The sequence below is a fragment of the Qipengyuania sp. JB2-7 genome, from assembly GCF_055693485.1.
On the sequence record NZ_CM146335.1, the window covers coordinates 2,348,439 to 2,365,620 of the forward strand.

The window sequence follows — 17,182 nt, forward strand, 5'->3', positions numbered from 1 at the left end:
AATGGCCGCCCCCCTGCGTCTTGGCGTAAACATTGATCACGTCGCAACCATCCGCAATGCGCGCGGTGGCGATCACCCTGATCCCGTACGCGCTGCGGAGATCGTAGCGGCAGTTGGTGGTGATGGCATCACCGCGCATTTGCGCGAAGACCGTCGCCACATCCGCGATGCTGACTTGCAGCGCATTCAGGATGCGACGGATCTGCCGCTCAACCTCGAAATGGCTGCTACGCAAGAGATGCTGGACATCGCACTGCGCCACAATCCACATGCGGCCTGTATCGTGCCTGAGAAGCGTGAAGAGCGAACCACTGAAGGCGGACTTGATGCCGCTGGCCTACACAACACGCTGGTACCGATCATTAGCGCGCTGAAGGATGCGGGCATTCGCGTGTCGCTATTCATCGAAGCAGAAGAACGACAGCTCGACGCGGCGCTGCGTCTTGGCGCCCCAGTCGTTGAGTTTCATACGGGCGAATACGCCCATGCTTTTCTCGACGGAGACAGCGAACGCATTACGAGCGAGTTGAAACGGATCAGCGATATGTCTGCGTTAGCGGCGAAGAACGGCATTGAGCCGCATGCTGGCCATGGCCTCACATATGAGAACGTGCAGCCGATCGCCGCCATCCCGCAGATCGCCGAACTCAACATCGGCCACTATCTGGTCGGCGAAGCGGTGTTCGTCGGGCTTGAAGCTGCTGTGCGAAAAATGCGCAACTTGATGGACGATGCGCGTTGACGGAAAGGCTTGACCCAAGGCAGGCAAGCTGGGCGATCATGGCCATCATACCATTCCTCTTAAGTATCGGATTGCTCGGTTTCGCTCTCAACAACCGCATTTTTCTGGAGTTTGCGATTGGATGGCCAGCGCTGCAGGTTTTTGGTTATGTCGGCGCGCTCACGCTCGCTAAGGGTAATCTGACCCACTATCTCTTCAAGTCACAAGTACTGCTCAACTACATGGTGTTTGCGCTGCTCGTCATGATCCTGGCAAAGGTGTTTTGAGAATTCTTTTGATAGCGACCAAGCCACCCGCGCCCTCCGTCCTTCCACCCGGATTATGTCCCGTTAGGCTCCGGGTGGAAGGACGGAGGGCGCGGGTGGCTTGGCACGAAACCGGAAAACTCCCATGATCATCGGACTTGGCTCTGACCTTTGTAATATTGAGCGCATACAAAACTCTCTCGATCGGTTTGGCGAGCGGTTTGAAAACCGTGTGTTTACCGAGGTAGAGCGCGCCAAAGCTCGCAAGCGCCCCTTCACCATCGCGGGCACATACGCGAAACGCTTTGCCGCCAAAGAGGCCTTTTCCAAAGCAGTCGGCACCGGTTTTCGCCGCGGGGTGTTCATGAAAGACATCGGTGTCGTAAATGCGCCATCGGGCGCGCCGACCCTCTCATTATCGGGCGGTGCAGCAAAGCGGCTTGAAGAAATGATCCCACCGGGCCATGAGGCCTCCATTCATCTGACTCTCACTGACGATCATCCATGGGCTCAGGCCTTTGTGATTATTGAGGCAATCCCCAAAGACAATTCATGACCACAGATAACCATCCTGCTGCTGACCTGAAAAACAAGCGCGAACCTGCTGAAGAACCTATTAACTGGTTCGCCGAAATTCGCGGCCTTGCGCTGATGCTTTTGGCTGTGGTTGCGTTTCACAGTTTTGTGGCGAAACCATTCTACATCCCATCCGAGTCTATGATGCCGACACTACTCAAGGGCGATCGGCTGGTTGTCAGCAAGTATCCCTATGGCTGGAATTGGTCGTCGATCAGCTTTCACCTTGCGCCGCGCGCTGATTGGCGCGTTTGGGCTGACGCGCCGGAATATGGTGATATCGTCATTCCTGTGCACCCGGAACGCGATGAGGACTATATTAAACGTGTGGTCGCCCTGCCCGGTGACACAATTGCAGTGCGCAACGGCCAGATCATTCTGAATGGCGAGCCGGTGCCACAATCTGTCGAACCCGCGATCGAAGTGCCGGTTGACATCAACTCACCATGCAGTTCGTTTGACTACCCTAGCATGAAAAGCAAAAACGATGCGGGCGAGCCTATCTGCGAAATGCCCGTATATCGCGAAACACTGCCTAACGGCGCAAGCTATCTGATCATTGACCATACCGACCAGGGATTGGACAATTTCGATCCGGTCACAGTGCCGGAAGATCATGTATTTGTGATGGGCGACAACCGTGACCATTCCGCAGATAGCCGCGCGAGCCTAGTCGCCAAGGGACTGGGCGGCGCAATTCCGCTTGAAAATATTGGTGGGCGCGCTGAATTCATTACCTTCTCACTCGATGGGACAACCAATTGGAACCCAATCAGTTGGTTCACATCACTGCGCAGCGGACGCGCCTTGGTCAACCTTACGACCGGCGAAAACCGAAAACGTCAGCGAATAAACAACCGCAATGGCGCGCAAGTTTCTTTATCTTATTGCGGTTATCATCGTGGCGCTGATTGCCGGCGCCATTGCCCTCGCCATTTGGTCACGCGAGGCGACTGCAATTGCATTCGTGCCGCGCGGCGAGTTTGTTGAACAAGAAGCGCTACAGGCGAACGCCTATCAAGACCCGAACATGTGGTATTCACGCCCTGGCATCGGGACAAGCGACCCCTCACGATATCAACCGGCCATCGCGCAAGCAGGCGAAGATATCGCAGAGCGAGAGCCATCGCCAGATACGCCAGCGGCAGAGCGGAGTCTCGCCGACAACACCGATCCCTTCGACACTGTCGGATCAAGCCGCGCAGAGATTCTCGACCCGACTGAGATTCCGGATTTCGCCGTCTTCTTTGTGCATCCGACAAGCTACATCCCGCTTGCGGTGACCGAAGATGCACGGTGGAATGCTGCGCTTGGCAACGATGAGGCAGAGGCACGCGCAAAGCTGTTCCTGCGCGGAATGGCCAGCGCGTTCAATCGTGCCGACGAAATCTGGGCACCGAAATATCGGCAAGCAGTGGCCGGTGCTTTTCTGACCGATAAGCCAGAGGCGCAACAGGCTATTGATGCAGCCTATGCCGATGTGCGGGAAGCTTTTCGCTATTTTGTCGAGAGTATCGACGATGACAAAGCAATCGTGCTTGCCGGACACAGTCAGGGTTCGCTGCACATCCTGCGCCTGCTCCGCGAAGAAGTTGCGGGGACCGAACTGGAAACCCGCGTCGCAGCCGCTTACCCGATTGGGTGGCCGATTTCGGTAGAGGATGACTTACCTGCCCTGCCACTGCCTGCATGTGCATCAGCAAATCAGCCCGCCTGCCTGACGACCTGGTCGAGCTTTGCGGACAATCCGGACACCTCGATGATCATGGACCGCTATCGTTCCACGGAAAGCCTGAGTGGCGGCCCGCGCGGCGATGGCCCCATCCTGTGCGTCAATCCGTTGACCGGGGTAGTGGGTGACGAGGCCCCAATGGATGCCAATTTGGGCACTCTGGTCCCCAATAACGATATGTCAGCGGCAGAATTGGTTGCAGGTGCTGTTCCGGCCCGCTGTGACGATGCAGGCTTGCTGATTATCGGCGATCCACCTCAATTGGGGCAGGGTGTGCTGCCAGGCAACAATTACCACGTGTATGATATCCCGTTGTTTTGGGCGAACTTGCAGGAGGACGTGGTGCGCCGCGTATCAGCATGGGTGGAAGCGCGCTGATTACAGAAAAGGCGCCGGAGTTTTCTGCGGCGCTTGCTGATGGCGGCGTTCTGCTGGCATTGGATTTAGGCACAAAGACTATCGGGATCGCAACATGCGATGCAGGTTGGCGCTTTGCCACCGCTGGATCGACGCTACCGCGCGGCAAATTTTCAAAGGACGCAGGCAAGTTGAGGGATTTGGCGACCGCGCGAAACGTAACGGGCGTTGTCCTCGGATTGCCGCGCAACATGGATGGCAGCGAAGGGCCGCGCGTGCAATCGACCCGCGCATATGCACGGAACCTAGCCGAAGCCCTTGGCCTACCAATTCTATTATGGGACGAACGTTGGTCAACCGCGAGCGCGGATGCAGCGATGATCGGACAGGATATGAGCCGCGCCAAGCGCGCGGAGAAAATCGACAGCCATGCCGCGGCAATCATCCTGCAAGGTGCAATTGACCGGTTAGCCGGAGGAACTCTCTGACGCCGTTACTCGGCAGGCTCCAGCATACGGCGGCGGACTAACGCCTCTTGGGAAACCATGCGCGAGCTGCTGGTTTCGGCCTCTCGCCATAAATCATCCGCTTGCTCTTCATCCTGCGTCAGAAGAGACCGCGCCTCATAACTGGCCAGTCGCATACGGTCACTCGGGTGGGTCCGGCCAAAATGATCCGCCAGATCAATCGCATTGCCGCTACCCAATCCGACCGCACAGCGCAAAAACGCTTCGGTCGAAGTCGGGTTCAAGATGCCGGTGATCTCGCCGGTTTCCAGCTCGAAACCATATTGGTCGAACCACCCCTGACCCGGGTCAATCTGCATGATATTGAGAGAAACGGACATGCTTTCAGGCGCAATCTGCGAATGGATGTCACGATGGGCACGGTATAGCATTAACTTGCCTTCGTGCAGAGTGCTGCGTTCGACAAACTTGAGACCCGGTTTCTCACCTACAAACCCTGCGGTCTGATCGTATTCATATTCATAGTAGTCACTGGCATAGCCAGGACCGAAATAACCCGCCGTCAGAAAGCTGAAATTGTGGTCATGCGGCACGCCGTAGACAAAAGTTTTGGCACCGCTGGTTTGGAAACAGGCGTCGCGCGCCGATGGCCAGATATTGGCTCGTAAAAAACAGCCGCCACGCAGTCTTGAGAGAACTATAGCCTGTGGACCATAGCCCGTCTGCTCCCCTATTGAGCCATCGCCGTCACGCAATTGCTCAACCAGCAAATCACCCAGAAAGTTGCGGTTATTGGCCAGACGCCTTAGCGCTAATGCTCCGTGTGCGAGGCTCTCTTCATCAGTAACATCGACACCTGCATCGCCAAGCATGTCGAGGCAGTCGGGTACAGAAATTTGCCGAGTGTCTTCGCATTCAAGTAATAACGGCATGCTTTGCCTTCCGTCTATTTTTGCAAGAGTTCAGCCAGTTGGGGATGCGTTTCGATGAGACGTGCACGCAAGGTTCCAGCAAACTCGCTGAGCGCGTCACTCGGGTTGGATGCAATTTTACATAGCGCCGCGAAGCCGCCAGCTGTGTCTAACGCGAGAAACTCTCGCACCGCTTGCCAGCGCAAATGCTCACTTCCCGAAAATGCAATGCGTTCAAACACGTCACCGGCGTCGGTGCGGCCCATCTTGCCCAGCAATGCCATCGCCAGTTCCTGATGACTTTCCTTGCGCAATCCGCTCGCCCGGTGGACCAGTTTCCCGTCAGAAATGCGATACTCCCTCGCGGGATCAGGTTTCACCGGCGTTCGTCCAAGTCGCAGCATCACAAGTCGCCCGTGAACACTGCTCACAATCTTGGTTTTTCGCTCGCCGACAAGTCGCAGTGTGCCGCCTTCTCTGAACGTAACGGGCTGGCGATCCAGCACAGCCTCGCCATCGTCTTCTCTAATTATCTCGAAAATCGCGCCCCGTGCCGATCCTGCCAGATAGCATTCGTACCGTTCACCGCCGGAAAAGCACACCGACTGCGGGGTCTTACGCCGTTCGATTGGTAGCTCTTCATATGTGACGAGCGAGAGAATTGCGCGGCCCGACTGCCCCAATTGCATCACACTAACCCCGTCGGAGTACTGATGCCGAAACGGCACATGCCCAAGTGGCTCTTTAAACAGCGCATCACTGATCGCATCTGTCATGGCGTTAACGATGGCTCTCGCGCGTTCAGGCTCATGCATCAGAGTGTCGAGCATCGGGCAATTGGCTAAGGGAGTGCTTCTTCCAAAGGCTTCCAGCTCTTCAAACATAAGCGAGACATCCTGACGCTTCCGCCAAGCGTGAAGGGCGTTCTCAAGCTCTCGCTGCGCACGCTGCTGCGGGACAGAGCTATCCCGCAGCAGACGCAGTTTTGGGTCAATCCGCATGACGTCGCAGTCAGCAGATTAAAGTACGGCGTCAGGTGGCAACGTTTCGTAGACATACGTCATGATAATCACCACGCGGTCATCGACAGTGGCTGTTGCCAGATCCGACAGACTCCCAAAAATGCCCGAGGCAGCTTCCAAGCTAGGCAGGCTTTCCAAGTCAATTTTTGGCAGATTCATCGTCTTTCTCCGTTTGGGGTCACGAGCACGACGTTGCGTTGCGCCCGGTATTTCGAAAAGTGACGACACCGCCGGAGAGTTTGAAATTAAAACATTGTAATTGGGAAAAGTCAGCTGCAGAGCCGCACTGAGATGAGCAAGCTCCAGCACTTTGATCCAGCACTCGCTGCGCCTTTTCTTACAACCCGAGCTCACAATGGTTGGCTTGGCCTAAAGTACTGTGATCACGGCGAAGATTGGGTGAAGCTTGAGCTTCCCTGGCGCCAAGATCTGGTTGGGCAAGACGGCGATGATGTCATCGCATCTGGCCCTGTCATCAGCCTGATGGACATGGCCAGCGGGCTCGCAATCTGGAACACCAAGAAAGAATTTACTGCAATCGCGACATTGGATTTGCGGGTTGATTATGTCCGCCCTGCCCGTGCTCAGTCCAGCATCTTTGGGTGGTCACAATGTTATCGGCAAACGCGATCGGCAGCCTTTGTGCGCGGCTATGCCCACGATGGTGATCCCGATGACCCGGTCGCGAGAATTCAAGCGGTCTTCATGTCGATCAAGACCGACAAGCGGTTGGTGCCAGATGGCTGAGCTGTCCGAAAGCGCACTCCTCACTCCTTACGCACGCTCTTTGGGCGTGGAATTTGATCGTTGGGAGGCAGAAACCCCGATCCTACGTGCAGAATACGCCGAGCGTCTCTCGGGACGGCCCGGAGCCTTACACGGAGGCGCGATCAGCGGATTGCTGGAAACCGCTGGCTATGCCGTATTACGCAGTGCCCTTTCGGCTGAAGGGCCGCATCAGCTCAAGCCGATAAACATCACGGTACAGTTTTTGCGAACGGGAAATCTGGAAACGACATACTCGTGCGGACGCATTGTGAAACTGGGCCGACGCACTGCCAATATCAGTGTCGAAGCGTGGCAGGATAAGCGCGATAAACCTATCGCGTCAGCGATCATGAATGTCATGATCGTGCGCGGCTGAGGACGATCTATCTGGGGTCACGCAAACTTATCGATTGCGTTCTTCAAGCCTGCGTCGTCGCGCTTCGATCTCCTGCTCAACCCGGTCAAATCGATCTTGCGCGTCATCGCGCATTTGCTCGATTTGTTCGCCAACGACATTGAGGCCATCTTCATTCAAGGTGATATCAACCGGAACACCTTCAATCTCGGTTGAAAGCACCAATTCACCATCGCGGATGCGCAAATTTGCATCATCGCCAAGAGGTATATCTTCCAGTTCTGGCACATCGAGCGGTTCAATCGGGCCACCTGGGTCTGCATTGTCCGTCGCCGCAGGGCGCGGTGTTGGCGTACTGGTTACCGCCTGACGCATGAAGTTGCGCCATATCCGTGCCGGCATTCCGCCACCGCTAATCCCATCGAGCGGGGAATTGTCATCATTGCCAATCCACACACCCACCACCAGACGCTCATCACCTTGGCCAGCATAGCCCACGAACAGCGCGTCGCGATTGTTCTGGCTCGTACCAGTTTTGCCGAAATTCGGTCCCGCCAGGGTAGCGGCCTTGCCCGTCCCATTGTTCACCGCATTACGCAGCATATCCTCAATTTCATCGTGCTGTCCGTCGGAAAGGCTGGATGGGCCATCCCACAAATCATCCCACCAGCTGCGCTCTTCCCGCACAAATGCGGTGGGTTCGACCGGGAACTCATTGGCCGCAATCCCTGCATAGGCCGAGGTCAGCTTGATTAAAGTCATGCTGGTCGAACCGAGCGCTATGCTGGGGTCACCTTGAGGCAGGTTTGCGCCGATCCCGTAATCGCGTGCAGTCGCGATCACTTTCTCTGAACCCAGCGCGTTGAACAGGCGGAGGGTCGCGACATTGCTCGATTGGGCTAGCGCGTTTCGCAGGGTGATTTCATCAGAATACCGCCCATTCGCGTTCTTCGGCCTATAGCTGCCCTCAGTGATTTCGGTATTGGCCACGGTGCTTTCCGGCGCCCACCCATCGCGCAGCGCCGCCAAATACACGAATGTCTTAATAGTGGATCCGGGCTGTCGTTTGGCCTGGCTGACACGGTTAAACGGACTTTGTGCATAGTCTTTGCCGCCGACCATGGCGACCACTTCGCCGTTGGGTCGCATCGCAACCAAAGCCACTTGCGCCTCTCCCAAATTTGCGCGCGCGACAACGCGACGCGCCAATTGCTGTAGCCGGGAGTCGAGAGTGGTCGTCAGGGTCTGACGCGCATAGCCAGTTTCGGTGCGTTCCCGCGCCTGCGGCAGCGCCCAATCCGCAAAATAGGTGCCGGTTGGCAAATCGCTCTTCAGCCGAACATCCAGCGCTGGTGGGCGAATGCGTTCAGCCTCTGCCGCGCTTATATAGCCCGCAGCGACCATCGCATTGACGACCATTTTCATCCGTCGTTCCGCACGCGGGTAATGCTTCACCGGATTATAGCGCGAAGGCGCCTGCACCAATCCAGCTAGCATCGCGGCTTGCGAACGGGTGAGGTTTTCCGGTTTGCGATAGAAGAAGTGCAGACTGGCCGCACGCAGGCCATACACATTGTCGCCGAAATAGGCGTTCGATAGATATCGCGCGAGGATCTCGTCCTTGGTCAGCCAGCTTTCGAGCCAGAATGCGATCAGCATCTCCCGCGCCTTGCGGCTCAGCGTTTGGTCAGGCGTCAGAAATGTGAACTTGGCCAATTGCTGTGTAATAGTGGAACCGCCCTGCATCGGCCCACCAGATACTCTGGCCCAGACTGCACGACCAAGGCCGCGTGGATCAACACCCCAGTGCGAATAGAAACGGCGATCCTCAATCGACAGGAACGCCTCCACAACATGCGGAGGTAACTCATCAATTACCACGGGTTGGTCGGTAATCGCACCGTTACGTGCAATCGGGGTGCCGTCGGCGGCCAGCAGGGTTATCTGCGGCGGTGCGATCGGCTCCAACGACTTGTTTAACGGCGCAGTGAAAGCGAGCCAGCCGACCGTCAGGATAAACAGGAAAATGAGCCCAGCCACAATCCGCAGCGCCCACCAGCGCTTGCGGCGCTCGCGCCAATGCGATGGCTGCCACCAGCGGGTCCGACGCCTTTCATCCTCCGCCTTGAAGTGCGCATCCAGCCGGTCAAGCCGTGCATCCCAATCATCATAGGATAGTCGTGAAGATCGCGATGAAGATGAGGCGAAGCCATCGTCCGGACCGTCATCATGCAGAGAATAATACCCTCCGTACCGGATGATGTTCAGGCGTGCCCTGGCCCCGTTTGAAAAAGCGATTGATGAACGACATGGAATAACTGTATTAGCGGAACAACACAGTTATTGGCAAGACTTGGGTGAACTATGGCTGTACCGCCAATGGTCTAGCCTTTGCTGACAACACTTTCAGGCAGGTCTTCGCCAAAGACGCGCTGATAATATTCAGCCACCAGCATCCGCTCTTCCTCGTCGCATTTGTTCAGGAAAGAGAGGCGGAAGGACATGCCAATGTCTTTGAAAATTGCGTAATTCTGCGCCCAGGTAATCACGGTGCGCGGACTCATGACGGTTGAGATATCGCCATTGATGAAGCCTTGCCGCGACAAATCGGCCACCTTGATCATGTTTGCAAGCACTGCCGGATCGGTATCGGGATTCTTTGCCGCAACAATATCCTGCTCAACATCCGCGGGCAGATAATTGAGGCCAACGACGATATTCCAACGGTCCATCTGCCCCTGGTTGATTGCCTGCGTGCCGTGGTACAATCCGCTGGTATCGCCCAGCCCGACAGTATTGGCGGTCGCGAAAAGTCGGAAATTGGCGTCGGGGCGGATCACTCGGTTCTGGTCAAGCAGGGTCAACTTGCCCTGCTGTTCTAGCACACGCTGGATCACGAACATCACGTCTGGGCGGCCAGCGTCGTACTCGTCAAAAACTAGCGCGACAGGGTGTTGCAGAGCCCACGGCAGCAGGCCCTCGCGAAACTCGGTCACTTGCAGGCCGTCACGCAGAACGATTGCATCGCGTCCAACCAGATCAATACGGCTGATATGCGCATCGAGATTGATTCGAATACATGGCCAGTTCAGCCGTGCGGCGACCTGTTCGATATGAGTCGATTTGCCGGTACCATGATAGCCCTGAACCATCACTCGCCGATCATGCGCAAAGCCCGCCAGAATCGCCAGAGTCGTGTCAGGATCGAACACGTAGGATTCGTCCAGATCGGGCGTACGCTCATCGGGTTTGGAAAAGGCGGGCACTTTCCAGTCAATATCGATGCCAAAAACTTCGCGCACATCAACTTCCGTGTCGGGTGTGGCGAGAACGGTTTTATCGCGGGAATCGAGCGGCGTGTCAGTCATGTCATTCATTACACTCGCGAGTTAGGGATTTATCCTTCACCAGCCAACCCCTATATTGGGGATTATGCCACCTCGCCCTTCAGAGTTTTTTCGCGAACGTTTGGTCTCCGGCGTCCGATCCGTCTTTAACGACGTCGATAGCGGGCAAAAACCGGTGCCGCCGTCCGACGATGCGCTGTTTGAAAAGGACAGCCCGATCCGTATGGTCCATGCCGATGTGGTTAGCATGATGGTCGGCGGGATCCGCAGCCTGCTGATCCAGATGCTGCACCCAAGTGCGCTGCAGGGTGTGCTCGATCACTCCAATTTTCGGCAGGATATGCATGGCCGGCTGCGCAGAACGGCGCGTTTCATTGCAGTCACCACGTTCGGCCATCGTAATGAAGCACAAGCAGCGATTGAGCGCGTTAACCTGATACATATGCAGGTGAAGGGAACACTGCCTGATGGAACGCCATATTCCGCACGCGACCCGCGCACCCTTGCGTGGGTGCACGTTGTGGAGGCGACCAGTTTTCTTGAGGCCTACCTGCGCCATGTCCGCCCAGATATGCCGGGTCACGAACAAGATGAGTATTACCATCAGTTTGCAATGATCGCGCGCAGGCTGGGCGCTGATCCTGTGCCAATTACGCGGCGCGAGGCCGAGGCGCTATTTCGCGATTTCCGCGATGAGTTGAACGCCAGTCCTGAAGCCCGCGAGGTTGCCAATTTGGTTTTGAACCAGCGCCCCAAGGGCGCCCCGCCAATGGTTCAGGCATTGCTGGGTACTGAGGCTGTTTCACTGCTTCCTGCGTTTGCTCGCACGATGCTCGCGCTTGAGGATCCCGGCCTTGCCGCCCTTCCGGCGCGCGCAGCGACATGGGGAATGGGCAAGACCTTACGCTGGGCCTTTCGGCAAAATTGACGCTCAATTGTCGCGAATTCGTGCTAGTTTCTACGCCGGAAGGGAGATTAGCTATGTATGTCCAAGGATTTCTGATCGCGGTCCCTGCGCATAAAAAAGCAGCGTACCGAGAATTGGCGGAAAAGTCTGCTGGCAAGTTCGCCGAATATGGCGTGACCGAAATTGTCGAGACTTGGGAGGACGATGTTACTGACGGGAAAGTCACGGATTTCCGCCGCGCAGTAAAGGCGGAGCCTGGCGAGAAGATCGTGTTTTCATGGATGATCTGGCCCGACAAGGAAACCTGCGAGGCGGCTCACAAAAAGATGGAACAGGATGAGTTTTGGACACAGGACATGGGCGAAATGCCGTTTGATGGGATGCGCATGATCTATGGTGGTTTTGAGCCAATGTTCACGCTCGACCGCGATTGAACGGGGCGCCCAATATGGCAGACTTCACGTTTTTCGCGCATCCACAAAGCCGTGCATGGGTCGCTTGGTGGGCATTGAATGAGGTCAGTGCTGACTTCGATCTGCAATTGATTGAATGGACTGACAAACCACAGGCGCTGCTCGACGCAAACCCAATGGGCAAAGTTCCCACCCTGATCCATCACCTTGGCGGCGATGATCATGTGATTACCGAAACGGCGGCGATTTGCCACTATCTGGCAGAGGTTCATTCAAACTCTGACCTGCTACCAAATGATGTCGAACGCGCATCGTACTTCCGGTTGATGTTCTACGTCGCCGGGCCAGTGGAGCAGGCACTGGTCGCGGACGCTATGGGTTGGAAAGCGGACGACCCACAAAAGCAGGCAATGCTGGGTTTTGGCAATTACTCCAAGGCCATGGACACGCTGGAGAATCTGCTTTCGGGCCGTGACTTTGCATGCGGTGATCGATTTACCATGGCCGACGTTTATGTAGGCGCGCAGGTCGATTGGGGCCTGCGATTTGGCACCTTACCGGATCGCCCGGTTTTTAAGGCCTATGCTGATCGCGTCAGGGCACGCGACGCCTATAAGCAGACGGAAGCGGAATGCGCGGAGCATATACCTGCACAAGCTGGCTAAGCGAAAGCACGGCTCTTCCTCAGCAACTGATACGCCTCGACTACCTTGCTGAGCCGTCCTTCAAATTGGCGGTCGCCGCCATTGCGGTCTGGGTGATAGCGCCGAACGAGTTCTGAATAGCGGCTTCGCAAGCGCTGCCTGTCGGTATCGAGGCCAAGGCCCATAGTCTCAAGCGCACCCGCTTCTTCTTTCGAAAAGCGCCCATCCATGGCCATGGCTGCCTCACGTTGCGTGCGGCTTTTTATGCCATTCGCCCGTGCCGAAATCGCATCCAGTGGATCGTCAAAATCCGCCCAGCGAGGCATGCCGTCCACTCCAGCTGTCGGCCTGAAGGATGGGCTTTCGGTACGCCATCCGGATGTCGGACCTTGCGCATCCAATATCTCTTCTGCGCTCATGCCTTCGAACCAGTCATAGCCAGCATTAAATTCGCGAATGTGCTCAAGACAAAACCAACGCCATTGACCCGGACCATTGAACGAATGCCCAGCAACACCGGGTGCACGAAATTCTCCAGGTTTCTGGCAAACTGGATGATCGCAAACCGCGTCCACCCCTTCGTGCCTTCCATGGAATCTGCTTTGCGACATTGGCTATAGGATGGGGATAATAATGCGCTAAGTGAAGCCCCCAATAAGCCATTAAAACAGGAGAAATCACCATGGGCGGATCAGTAGCGACCGAAATGCACGACTTGCTCACCGCGGCATTCGCGCCAACAAAACTCGACATCGTTAATGACAGCGCCAGCCACCACGGGCACGCAGGTGACGATGGCAGCGGCGAATCTCACTTCACTATCGTCATTGAGGCGGCCTCTTTCACGGGTGTCTCAAGATTGGAACGTCAGCGAATGATCAATCGTGCCCTGGGTGACATTCCCGGCGAACGCGTGCATGCAGTCGCGGTTAAGGCAAGTTCGCCAGACGATTGAGGGCAAAGAGGGATCAATATGGGGTCGCAGCTTTATCATGCTGACCCGCGCGCTATGCGGGGCATGCACTGATGCTTTCGCGCACCTACTGCCCCTCGCCGCGCCTGCGCCCTTACATTCGGCGATTCTATGTATTCGAAGCTGAATTGCCCGATGAGATCGTCATTGAGGACTTTCTTCTCGCAGAAACCGCCTTTGTACGCTGCCTAATCAAGGGGAATTGGTCCGGCGAAGTTGCACCGGGCCGATGGTCGGACCACAGCCGCGTGCTGTTCTTCGGGTCTAACGAGTTGCCATTTCGCGTGCGCGTTCAGGGCAGCTTTGCCGTAGCTGGCTTCGCAGTTCGGCCTAGTGCATGGCATTGTCTGTCAAAACTCCCCCATTCCGACTTCGTCGACAAACTCATTTCTTTGGAGGATTACGCGGGCGTCCGCGCCACCGAAATGTATGATGCAGTTGCTGCTGCTCCTGATGATGAGGGCAAAGTCGCAGCGATGGAGCACTTCATTCTTGATAGGATTGAAACCATCGCAAACCCAGAACCTGATGCTCAGATGGCGGTTTTCGAGAGGATCGCCCGCCTCCACAGCACAATGCGGATTGAAACCGCCGCCGACCATCTGGGCTTGTCCACCCGGCAAATGGGGCGGCGTTGTAAATCCTCATTCGGTTTGACGCCGAAATCCGTGCTCAGACGTAGCCGTTTCCTCGACATCGCCACGGCCATGCGGGGGTTTTCAACGCCGTCAGAGGGCGATCTGGCCGAGCTACGTTACTATGACCAGTCGCACCTCAACCGCGAGTTCAAACGTTTCACGAAAATGACCCCGCGCATGTTCAAAGAGACGATGACTCCGCTACAAACGGCAGGTCTCAAACTGCGCCAGGAAAGTCTTTATGAGGATTAGGAGAACATAGTCTTGGCCTTCTCTGACAAAACCATCTGGATTACCGGCGCAAGCAGTGGGATTGGTGCAAGCCTTGCCACCGCGTGGGCCGAGCGGGGTGCCAGCATTGTGCTGTCCGGTCGGAATGCGGAACGCTTGAAGGAGGTCGCTGAAAAATGCGCCTCACAAACTCTTATTCTGCCATTCGATGTCCGCGACGAGGCAGCACTAACAAATGCGGCCTCAACGGCGATAGATTGGAATGGCGGCGTGGATATAGCTGTGGCGAACGCAGGTGTTTCGCAGCGCAGCCGCGCACTCAAAACAGACATGCAAGTCTATCGCGATATCATCGAAATCGATCTGACGGCACAAATCGCGTTCAGCCAAAGCCTTGTCGGTCATATGGCCGAACGCGGTAGCGGCGGCTTGGTGTTCATTTCATCCATTGCGGGCAAGGTCGGTGTTCCAATGCGCACCGCGTATAGCGCTGCCAAGTTCGGCCTGGCTGGCTACGCCGACGCGCTGCGGGGCGAATTGTCGATTAACGGGATCGACGTGCACGTTGTCTATCCCGGTTCCATCGCTACGGATGTCAGTCGAAACGCGCTAACTGCTGACGGCAGCGCACGCGGGCGAAGTGACAAGGTCATTGATGCCGGAATTCCACCTGATAAGGCTGCCAATATAATGGTTGAAGGCATCGCTAAGGGAGAGCGTGAGATCATCGTGGCGCGCGATATGGAAGAACAAATGGGCGAGATGCGCCGCACGCCGGACACGCTGTTCGATCAAGTCGCGGCTATGGTCGCAAGCGGTTATATGGACCGGATGGAAGAGGATAGATGATTGCGCTTGAGCAAAACCGGGTCGAACTTGCCAATGGCATTCACCTGGACGTGGTCGATGTCGGCCCGAAAAATGCGCCAGCGCTCATTTTCCTGCATGGCTTCCCCGAAAATCACCGAACCTGGCGGCATCAGATTGGCCATTTCAGCGACCGTTTTCGCTGCATCGCGCCGGATCAGCGCGGCTATCGCGGATCATCCAAGCCGCAAGAGGTCGATGCGTATACGCCCGATAAGCTCGCGGGTGACATATTCCTGCTGGCCGATGCTTTGGGCGTCGAGACCTTTACTATCGTTGGCCACGACTGGGGCGGCGCGATTGCATGGGGTGTTGCTTTGGCGGGGCAGGCAAACGGACGGGTGGAACGCGCGATCATCGCCAACGCCCCGCACCCGATCATTTTCCAAAGGATGCTCTGGATAGATCAGGAACAACGCGAGGGTAGCCAGTATATCCGCGCTTTCCGTGATCCGGCGAATGATGAACTGGTTCGCGAGAGAGGTCTGACCGGGCTGATGCTGAAGGCTGTCAAATGGGACAAGCCATCGGCTATGCCTCAGGAGGAGCGCGATATCTTGCTCAATGACTGGCAGGACCGAGATGCCGCGTTTGGCATGCTCAATTATTATCGCGCAACACCTCTAACTGTGCCGACAATGGACGAGCCGTTCGAAGTGCCAACGGACTTCAAATTCGCGTCAGTCCCAAACCTTGCCATTCCCACGCTTGTCATCTGGGCGATGGATGACCTTGCCCTGCCTTCGCGCAATCTGGAGGGACTTGAGGACATGGCCGATGACTTAACCATCGCAAGGGTGCCTGATTGCGGCCATTTCGTACCGTGGGAAACACCCAAACAGGTGATTGTAGCTATGGAGGAATTTCTGGCTCGCGAGAGTTAACTGACGAGCCATTCGACCCAGGCGCCGTGCGGATGAGCAGTCGCCAGCAGATGCGGTTCGCCGTTTCCAGGCCAAAAACGCGCTATCAACTCATGTTGAAAGGTCTCGCGGTTAGTCTCCAGCATGAGCCACGCCAGCGGTTTGTCCTTGCTTGCCTGCTCCGCCGTACGAGCCATTTCAGCCTGAACCATCGCTTGCTGCTCGGGCGGCACGTATTGCCAGACAATCGAGTGAAACAACACGCGGGTCACGCCAGACTGCTGTGGCTGTGCCAAAGCTTCCGTCACAAAACTCGCAGCATCGGACTGCACAACATCTGGAGCACGTTCGCCAGCCAACGTTACCGCCGCATCGATCCGCCCCATCCTTTGCGAGGCTTCGGGCCAGACATAGCTCTTTAGCCTCAGAACCGCTTCGGGATTAGTGAGATCGACCGGATCGACATCACACCCACGGATCGAAACAATCTCTGGGCTATTTGCGGGTGGGCAAGACCCTTTCCATTCTGGTACAATCTGCATCGGGCTATCGGGAGGCCCCACTTCCACCCCGCCGACGTTATAGCGATATCGCTCCATCATCGTGTTTATGCCTGCACTCGCGCCCAGCTCCAGCATATCGAAACGTGGCGCAACGTGATCGCACAGCCACATCAACCCTGCCATAAGGCTGGCAGATCGCCCTGCTTCATTGGTTTGTGGGGGACCATCGAGCCACGGCAAGAGCCGCGTGTCATATGTCTCGACCAGTTCGCAAACCAACGCATCAACGCTCGCCTGATCGGTCATCCGTCCGGCATAAACATCGGCTAGGCGGGTGTCAGCACCAGTCAGCACCAAATTGTGCAACCCACCCGCAATACGCAGCGGCATTGCATCTTTCACCACCAAGCCATGCCAACCAGCGATCCGGCGGCCTGTAGCGGTTTCCCCTTCCAGCAACGCTAGACATGCACGAATGACTTTCGCGGTTCCGTGTGCCCCGCCCTTTTCCGCATGGCTTGCCTGCCATTCAATCCCCTGGGGCACAGAAGCCATGTCCATCAATGCACTATCTGCCATCCAAAGCTCCTTTCACATTGCCCTTTAGCAGAGCTGTGCCTA

Annotated in this window: 22 protein-coding genes; 15 read left to right on the forward strand and 7 right to left on the reverse strand. The window is 56.3% G+C overall.

The features are described from left to right. Position 1 precedes the first annotated feature (1 nt). The 6 genes from ACZ1GM_RS11820 (at position 2) to ruvX (ending at position 4,140) form a co-directional block, all read left to right on the forward strand. Positions 2-742 (forward strand): pyridoxine 5'-phosphate synthase, encoded by a 741-nt coding sequence (locus tag ACZ1GM_RS11820; RefSeq protein WP_472676627.1) that lies wholly within the window; start codon positions 2-4, stop codon positions 740-742. A gap of 38 nt (positions 743-780) precedes the next feature. Beyond that, positions 781-1,008, forward strand: a complete 228-nt coding sequence (locus tag ACZ1GM_RS11825) for a pyridoxal phosphate biosynthetic protein (RefSeq protein ID WP_472676628.1) — start codon at positions 781-783, stop codon at positions 1,006-1,008. A gap of 124 nt (positions 1,009-1,132) precedes the next feature. After that, on the forward strand, positions 1,133-1,543 hold the full coding sequence (gene acpS, locus ACZ1GM_RS11830; protein WP_472676629.1) for a holo-ACP synthase: 411 nt from the start codon (positions 1,133-1,135) through the stop codon (positions 1,541-1,543). Continuing rightward, a complete protein-coding gene (gene lepB / locus ACZ1GM_RS11835) occupies positions 1,540-2,553 on the forward strand; it encodes a signal peptidase I (RefSeq protein WP_472676630.1) in 1,014 nt (337 codons plus the stop codon). The genes acpS and lepB overlap by 4 nt, the downstream gene beginning before the upstream one ends. Beyond that, the gene (locus ACZ1GM_RS11840) at positions 2,465-3,673 is read left to right on the forward strand and encodes a DUF3089 domain-containing protein (RefSeq protein ID WP_472678563.1); all 1,209 of its coding nucleotides are present in this window, start codon (positions 2,465-2,467) and stop codon (positions 3,671-3,673) included. The genes lepB and ACZ1GM_RS11840 overlap by 89 nt, the downstream gene beginning before the upstream one ends. Then, complete coding sequence (gene ruvX, locus ACZ1GM_RS11845) at positions 3,655-4,140, forward strand: Holliday junction resolvase RuvX (RefSeq protein WP_472676631.1); 486 nt, start codon at positions 3,655-3,657, stop codon at positions 4,138-4,140. Before ACZ1GM_RS11840 ends, ruvX begins: the two co-directional genes overlap by 19 nt. 5 nt (positions 4,141-4,145) lie before the next feature. On the opposite strand, the gene ACZ1GM_RS11850 is transcribed toward ruvX, so the two are convergent. The 3 genes from ACZ1GM_RS11850 to ACZ1GM_RS11860 are packed head-to-tail and all read right to left on the reverse strand — an operon-like array spanning position 4,146 to position 6,211. Further along, complete coding sequence (locus ACZ1GM_RS11850) at positions 4,146-5,051, reverse strand: transposase (protein ID WP_472676632.1); 906 nt, start codon at positions 5,049-5,051, stop codon at positions 4,146-4,148. A gap of 14 nt (positions 5,052-5,065) precedes the next feature. Then, positions 5,066-6,031 (reverse strand): hypothetical protein, encoded by a 966-nt coding sequence (locus ACZ1GM_RS11855; protein ID WP_472676633.1) that lies wholly within the window; start codon positions 6,029-6,031, stop codon positions 5,066-5,068. Between the two features lie 18 nt (positions 6,032-6,049). Further along, positions 6,050-6,211: a hypothetical protein gene (locus ACZ1GM_RS11860; RefSeq protein WP_472676634.1), complete on the reverse strand. Its 162-nt coding sequence runs from the start codon at positions 6,209-6,211 to the stop codon at positions 6,050-6,052. Positions 6,212-6,343: 132 nt separating this feature from the next. Here ACZ1GM_RS11860 and ACZ1GM_RS11865 point away from each other — a divergent pair, with 132 nt between their 5' ends. Both ACZ1GM_RS11865 and ACZ1GM_RS11870 read left to right on the forward strand, forming a co-directional pair. After that, positions 6,344-6,799 carry a PaaI family thioesterase gene (locus ACZ1GM_RS11865; protein ID WP_472676635.1) on the forward strand — a complete coding sequence of 152 codons (456 nt, stop codon included), beginning with the start codon at positions 6,344-6,346 and terminating at the stop codon, positions 6,797-6,799. After that, positions 6,792-7,196, forward strand: a complete 405-nt coding sequence (locus ACZ1GM_RS11870) for a PaaI family thioesterase (protein ID WP_472676636.1) — start codon at positions 6,792-6,794, stop codon at positions 7,194-7,196. The genes ACZ1GM_RS11865 and ACZ1GM_RS11870 overlap by 8 nt, the downstream gene beginning before the upstream one ends. Positions 7,197-7,223: 27 nt before the next feature. On the opposite strand, the gene ACZ1GM_RS11875 is transcribed toward ACZ1GM_RS11870, so the two are convergent. Continuing rightward, positions 7,224-9,215 carry a transglycosylase domain-containing protein gene (locus tag ACZ1GM_RS11875; RefSeq protein WP_472676637.1) on the reverse strand — a complete coding sequence of 664 codons (1,992 nt, stop codon included), beginning with the start codon at positions 9,213-9,215 and terminating at the stop codon, positions 7,224-7,226. Between the two features lie 344 nt (positions 9,216-9,559). Continuing rightward, positions 9,560-10,552, reverse strand: a complete 993-nt coding sequence (cobS, locus tag ACZ1GM_RS11880; protein WP_472676638.1) for a cobaltochelatase subunit CobS — start codon at positions 10,550-10,552, stop codon at positions 9,560-9,562. Positions 10,553-10,607: 55 nt separating this feature from the next. Here cobS and ACZ1GM_RS11885 point away from each other — a divergent pair, with 55 nt between their 5' ends. The 3 genes from ACZ1GM_RS11885 to ACZ1GM_RS11895 are packed head-to-tail and all read left to right on the forward strand — an operon-like array spanning position 10,608 to position 12,507. After that, positions 10,608-11,450, forward strand: coding sequence for an oxygenase MpaB family protein (locus ACZ1GM_RS11885; protein WP_472676639.1), 843 nt, complete (start codon positions 10,608-10,610; stop codon positions 11,448-11,450). A 53-nt stretch (positions 11,451-11,503) separates the two neighbouring features. Beyond that, positions 11,504-11,863 carry a DUF1428 domain-containing protein gene (locus ACZ1GM_RS11890; RefSeq protein ID WP_472676640.1) on the forward strand — a complete coding sequence of 120 codons (360 nt, stop codon included), beginning with the start codon at positions 11,504-11,506 and terminating at the stop codon, positions 11,861-11,863. A gap of 14 nt (positions 11,864-11,877) precedes the next feature. Further along, the gene (locus tag ACZ1GM_RS11895; RefSeq protein ID WP_472676641.1) at positions 11,878-12,507 is read left to right on the forward strand and encodes a glutathione S-transferase family protein; all 630 of its coding nucleotides are present in this window, start codon (positions 11,878-11,880) and stop codon (positions 12,505-12,507) included. Here ACZ1GM_RS11895 and ACZ1GM_RS11900 read toward each other — a convergent pair. Beyond that, positions 12,504-13,097: a J domain-containing protein gene (locus ACZ1GM_RS11900; RefSeq protein WP_472676642.1), complete on the reverse strand. Its 594-nt coding sequence runs from the start codon at positions 13,095-13,097 to the stop codon at positions 12,504-12,506. The genes ACZ1GM_RS11895 and ACZ1GM_RS11900 overlap by 4 nt on opposite strands. 71 nt (positions 13,098-13,168) lie before the next feature. Between ACZ1GM_RS11900 and ACZ1GM_RS11905 the strand changes: the two genes are divergently transcribed. The 4 genes from ACZ1GM_RS11905 (at position 13,169) to ACZ1GM_RS11920 (ending at position 16,079) form a co-directional block, all read left to right on the forward strand. Beyond that, on the forward strand, positions 13,169-13,441 hold the full coding sequence (locus ACZ1GM_RS11905; protein WP_472676643.1) for a BolA family protein: 273 nt from the start codon (positions 13,169-13,171) through the stop codon (positions 13,439-13,441). 71 nt (positions 13,442-13,512) lie between these two features. Then, complete coding sequence (locus ACZ1GM_RS11910) at positions 13,513-14,349, forward strand: helix-turn-helix domain-containing protein (RefSeq protein ID WP_472676644.1); 837 nt, start codon at positions 13,513-13,515, stop codon at positions 14,347-14,349. 12 nt (positions 14,350-14,361) lie between these two features. After that, a complete protein-coding gene (locus ACZ1GM_RS11915) occupies positions 14,362-15,177 on the forward strand; it encodes an SDR family NAD(P)-dependent oxidoreductase (protein ID WP_472676645.1) in 816 nt (271 codons plus the stop codon). Further along, complete coding sequence (locus ACZ1GM_RS11920) at positions 15,174-16,079, forward strand: alpha/beta fold hydrolase (protein WP_472676646.1); 906 nt, start codon at positions 15,174-15,176, stop codon at positions 16,077-16,079. The genes ACZ1GM_RS11915 and ACZ1GM_RS11920 overlap by 4 nt, the downstream gene beginning before the upstream one ends. On the opposite strand, the gene ACZ1GM_RS11925 is transcribed toward ACZ1GM_RS11920, so the two are convergent. Beyond that, positions 16,076-17,140 carry a DUF2332 domain-containing protein gene (locus ACZ1GM_RS11925; protein ID WP_472676647.1) on the reverse strand — a complete coding sequence of 355 codons (1,065 nt, stop codon included), beginning with the start codon at positions 17,138-17,140 and terminating at the stop codon, positions 16,076-16,078. The two genes, ACZ1GM_RS11920 and ACZ1GM_RS11925, sit on opposite strands and share 4 nt — an antisense overlap. Between the last annotated feature and the right edge of the window lie 42 nt (positions 17,141-17,182).